At 49.0% G+C, this 5,019-nt stretch carries 4 protein-coding genes and 4 tRNA genes; 1 reads left to right on the top strand and 7 read right to left on the bottom strand.

The genetic code is table 11. The features are described 5' to 3' along the window. From HHI26_RS24955 to HHI26_RS24935, 5 genes are all read right to left on the bottom strand, one after another. Positions 1–543 (bottom strand): GTP-binding protein (locus HHI26_RS24955; protein ID WP_171149966.1); only part of this gene is annotated, 543 nt, incomplete at its 3' end. 113 nt (positions 544–656) lie between these two features. After that, positions 657–732, bottom strand: a tRNA-Thr gene (locus HHI26_RS24950). Between the two features lie 6 nt (positions 733–738). After that, a tRNA-Gly gene (locus HHI26_RS24945) sits at positions 739–813 on the bottom strand. 211 nt (positions 814–1,024) lie between these two features. Then, a tRNA-Tyr gene (locus tag HHI26_RS24940) sits at positions 1,025–1,109 on the bottom strand. A 20-nt stretch (positions 1,110–1,129) separates the two neighbouring features. Then, positions 1,130–1,205, bottom strand: a tRNA-Thr gene (locus tag HHI26_RS24935). A 487-nt stretch (positions 1,206–1,692) separates the two neighbouring features. Between HHI26_RS24935 and coaA the strand changes: the two genes are divergently transcribed. Further along, entirely contained in the window at positions 1,693–2,643 is a 951-nt protein-coding gene (gene coaA / locus HHI26_RS24930) for a type I pantothenate kinase (protein ID WP_171149965.1), read from the top strand. 36 nt (positions 2,644–2,679) lie between these two features. Here coaA and birA read toward each other — a convergent pair whose 3' ends face one another. Beyond that, positions 2,680–3,642: a bifunctional biotin--[acetyl-CoA-carboxylase] ligase/biotin operon repressor BirA gene (birA, locus tag HHI26_RS24925; RefSeq protein WP_171149964.1), complete on the bottom strand. Its 963-nt coding sequence runs from the start codon at positions 3,640–3,642 to the stop codon at positions 2,680–2,682. After that, complete coding sequence (gene murB, locus HHI26_RS24920) at positions 3,639–4,676, bottom strand: UDP-N-acetylmuramate dehydrogenase (protein WP_167864936.1); 1,038 nt, start codon at positions 4,674–4,676, stop codon at positions 3,639–3,641. Before murB ends, birA begins: the two co-directional genes overlap by 4 nt. Between the last annotated feature and the right edge of the window lie 343 nt (positions 4,677–5,019).

Genomic DNA, 5,019 nt, shown 5'->3' with positions numbered 1-5,019 from the left:
GCCCTGCAGTGCTTTCAGTGCAGAACCACGAACAACCGGGATGTCGTCGCCAGGGAAATCGTAAGCAGACAGCAGCTCACGCACTTCCATTTCAACCAGCTCCAGCAGCTCTTCGTCGTCAACCATGTCGCATTTGTTCATGAATACGATCATGAATGGAACGCCAACCTGGCGACCCAGCAGGATGTGCTCACGGGTCTGAGGCATTGGGCCGTCAGTTGCAGCAACAACCAGAATCGCGCCATCCATCTGAGCAGCACCGGTGATCATGTTTTTCACATAGTCGGCGTGGCCTGGGCAGTCAACGTGCGCGTAGTGGCGAGTTGGGGTGTCATATTCAACGTGAGAAGTGTTGATGGTGATACCACGTGCTTTTTCTTCTGGTGCGTTATCGATCTGGTCGAACGCACGAGCAGAACCGCCGTAGGTTTTAGCCAGAACGGTGGTGATAGCAGCAGTCAGGGTAGTTTTGCCGTGGTCAACGTGGCCGATAGTACCAACGTTGACGTGCGGTTTGGAACGTTCAAATTTTTCTTTAGACATCGCTTGTCCCTCTAAGACACGGATTAATCGGTGATATCACCACATCAACCAGGCATTGCCTGAATCGTTGAATTTTAATGCACAGAGAAGAAGCAGGGAGGGAGATTTGAAAGTGGTGCTGATACCCAGAGTCGAACTGGGGACCTCACCCTTACCAAGGGTGCGCTCTACCAACTGAGCCATATCAGCACGGCTTGGAGCGGGCAGCGGGAATCGAACCCGCATCATCAGCTTGGAAGGCTGAGGTAATAGCCATTATACGATGCCCGCATCCTGGAACTCGGCTACCTGTTCTGTCTGTAGCTTTTGAACAACTCAGAAAAGATTTCCTTGTTGCTCAGCCATCACGCGTTTGCCTGATGACTTTGACTGTGCTTGAGCTCAGTCTGAAATCGTGATGAACAACCTATGGAGGTTGCCATCTTTCCGGTTGAGTCTTTTATCTCTCTTCCGGTTTCAACTCCTGAACACTGAGTCGAAATGGTGGTGGGGGAAGGATTCGAACCTTCGAAGTCGATGACGGCAGATTTACAGTCTGCTCCCTTTGGCCGCTCGGGAACCCCACCTGGGGTATTTCGTTACTTGATGGTGCCGGCTACCGGAATCGAACTGGTGACCTACTGATTACAAGTCAGTTGCTCTACCAACTGAGCTAAGCCGGCATCAAGTGGTGCGCATTCTAGGAAGACCTGAGGGAGGATGCAACAAAAAAATTGCGATAATTGTTCTTATGCTCACTATTTGTGCAAATCCTCTCAAATTAGCGAATTTACATACAAACTTCGTTTAAAGAAACACCAACCCTCTCTCCCCCTCAGCAGCAGGGGAACTCAGTGTATGAGGCTAAAATATCAAACCAATACGCTTAAATGTGCAAAACTTCGCCTTCCACACAAAATGGGGTATCGCTTTTGCGCTTAATCAGGTTGGCTTTCAATTGCCAGAGAAAAATATCATTAATGCGGGTGCGGCTGCGTTTGCATCTGTGCGTTATCTTTTTTCCTTCTTCTTCATGCCTGTCTGGTGGTAACCTCCGACAATTGTTTTATGAAATTTCCCTTAGTACGTAAGCCTGTAAACAACCGGAACATGTTGTCATTAATGGGCTAACGTATTGAAGGGTAAAAAATTGCTGGCAGAAGCACGCATATGAGAAAAAAAGACGCCTTGTTAACGACACCTTATCTGCATTTCAATCGTGGTCAGTGGGCTGCGCTGCGTAATTCGGTGCCAATGACGCTATCCGAAGATGAAATTGCACGTCTTAAAGGCATTAACGAAGATCTCTCCATGGAAGAAGTGGCAGAGATTTATTTGCCGTTGTCTCGTCTGTTGAATTTCTATATTAGCTCTAATTTACGACGTCAGGCGGTACTTGAGCAGTTTCTCGGGACCAATGGCCAAAAAATCCCTTATATCATCAGTATTGCGGGCAGCGTTGCAGTCGGTAAGAGCACTACAGCACGTGTATTGCAGGCGCTACTCAGTCGCTGGCCAGAGCACCGCCGAGTCGAACTAATTACGACTGATGGCTTCCTGCACCCGAATGCGGTGCTAAAAGAACGTGGTTTGATGAAGAAGAAGGGCTTCCCGCTCTCTTACGATATGCACCGTTTGGTCAACTTTGTCTCCGATCTTAAGTCGGGTGCCTCGCAGGTTACCGCTCCGGTCTATTCACATCTGATTTATGATGTGATTCCTGAGGGCGACAAAATTGTGCAGCAACCGGATATTTTGATACTTGAAGGTTTGAACGTGTTGCAGAGTGGCATGGACTATCCACACGACCCTCATCACGTCTTCGTTTCAGATTTTGTGGATTTTTCAATTTATGTCGATGCGCCAGAAGCACTTCTGGAACAGTGGTATATCAACCGTTTTCTGAAATTCCGTCAGGGTGCTTTTACCGATCCAGACTCTTATTTCCACCATTATGCGCAACTGCCAGAAGAAGAGGCGGTAGGGATTGCAACCCAACTGTGGAAAGAGATTAATCATTTGAATTTAAAAGAAAACATCATGCCAACGCGTGAACGAGCAAGTCTGATTATGACGAAAAGCAGCGATCATGCTGTCGATCTCGTCAGATTAAGAAAGTAACGAAGAGGGGGCGCAGTGAACTGCGCCCCCTCTGGTTTAATTCTGCTTTCGCAACGAAATCTCACCGCCAACCCAGGATTTTCTGACGCCATCCTGTTCCAGAATTAACCCCCCTTGCTGGTCAATCCCTCTGGCCGTTCCGAAGATCTCCCGATCACCAATCAGCAGTTTCACCGGACGGTCAATGAAGTTGTCTAAAAGCGCCCAGCGCTGCACGAAGGGTGCCAACCCCTCCTGTTCAAACTCCGCCAGTGCCGTTCGCATTTTATTTACTATCAGTGCTGAGAGTGCATTACGGTCGACATTAACATCCGCTTCCTGGAGATTAATCCAGCCCTGATTAATCACATCAGCACCTGGCGCACGCATGGCCAGATTAATACCGGCTCCAATCACGATCTGTGCAGCATCTCCTGTTTTACCCGTCAGTTCAACGAGGATGCCTGCCAGTTTACGATCATCAAGATAGATATCATTAGGCCATTTAACGCGAATACCTGGTGCTCCCTGTTCCTGTAATGCCTCTGCCAGCACGATGCCAATGACAAGGCTCAACCCCATCGCAGCAGCAGGACCTTGTTCAAGGCGCCAGTACATCGACAAATAGAGGTTCGCACCAAAGGGAGAAAACCACTGGCGTCCGCGCCTTCCACGTCCTGCCTGCTGATACTCAGCAACACACGCATCACCGGACTGTAGAGAGTCCATACGGTCAAGCAAATACTGATTAGTTGAATCTATCACCGGGATAACGGCCAGACGTCCCTGCTCAAGCTGGGCATTAATGACCTCTTCATTCAGCAGCTGCATCGGAGATGAGAGGCTATAGCCCTTGCCGGTAACAGTGAAGACATCAATACCCCATTCTTTCAGCGTCTGAATATGTTTATTAATAGCAGCACGGCTCATACCTAAATGCTCACCGAGATGCTCACCGGAATGAAACTCACCGTCGGCCAGAATACTCACCAGTTTTAAAGGCACGGTGTTATCTTTCATGCGATAACCTCCACAGCGTCTGTTTCACCCTGAGCGGCAATAAAGCGGACTTCCGGCTCCAACCACACATTAAATTTTTCTGCCACGCGCTGGCGCACGGTACGGGCCAAATCGACAATATCCTGCCCGCTGGCATCTTCAGCATTAATCAATACCAGTGCCTGTTGTTGATGCACCGCAGCGCCGCCAAGGCGGAATCCTTTCAGAGCACATTGATCGATCAACCAGCCAGCGGCTAGCTTCACGGTTCCGCCCTCCTGGGGATACTGTGGAATATCCGGGTACTTTATTTGCAGTGCCGCAGCAAGATCTGCGCTTACCAGCGGATTTTTGAAGAAGCTCCCTGCATTTCCTGTCACTTTAGGATCAGGCAGCTTACTACGACGCATATGGCAAACGGCATCAAAAACCTGCTGTGGGGTCACCGTTACAGGATCAAGATTGCGCAGGTCGCCATAGCTAAGCACCGGTTTCCAGTGTTTCGCCAGACGTAACCCTACTGCAACGATGGCATACCCTTCAGCGTAGCGATGTTTGAATACACTGTCGCGATAGCCAAACTGACACTCAGAAGCGGTTAGCCGCTGGCAAATGCCATCACCAAGGCTGACGATGTCCACATACTCACACACCTGATCCAGTTCGACACCATAAGCGCCAATATTTTGAATAGGTGCGGAGCCCGCACATCCGGGAATCAACGCCAGGTTTTCTAAACCAGCGAGATTCTGTTTCAGCGTAGTTTCCACCAATTGATGCCAGTTCTCTCCGGCACCCACGTGAAGGCACCACGCATCACTCGTTTCTTCAACGTTGATGCCTTTGATACGGTTAATGATCACCTGACCGGAGAAATCTTCCAGAAACAGCACATTACTGCCTTCACCCAACAGCAATACAGGCTCATTTTGTTGGGTGCTCTGCTGCCAGCACCGGCAAAGTTCTTCAACGCTATTGGCCACGCTGATATGACTGGCATAGGCGTTAAGACCGAAGGTATTCCAGGATTTTAATGAATGTTGCTGGCGGGACATAATACGGCCTTCACAGAGTTAACTGTCAGATAGTGTACCCGATCCACCTTTGGAGGGTTGAGGATTTTCAGGTCATGAACAGGGATGTCTATCGATTCTGATTAACAGAATTTAAGGAATAGAGCTGGAAATATGCACGAACAAGGACGGGAAAATAGAGATAAACGACAAAAATACAGCAAAAATGGATGATGAAAAGACAAATCTGGCGTTGAAACGGTCAGAACTTGACCTTTTATAGCTAAACAGCAGACGAAAAAAAACCCCGGCCTTTCGGTCGGGGTTCTTTCTTCGTTTGATGCCTGGCAGTTCCCTACTCTCGCATGGGGAGACCCCACACTAC

Origin of the sequence: Erwinia sp. JH02, from assembly GCF_013074405.1 — a bacterium.
Taxonomy (GTDB): domain Bacteria; phylum Pseudomonadota; class Gammaproteobacteria; order Enterobacterales; family Enterobacteriaceae; genus Erwinia; species Erwinia rhapontici.
Note: the sequence above shows the minus strand (reverse complement) of the source record. Positions and strands in the feature narration are given on the sequence as shown.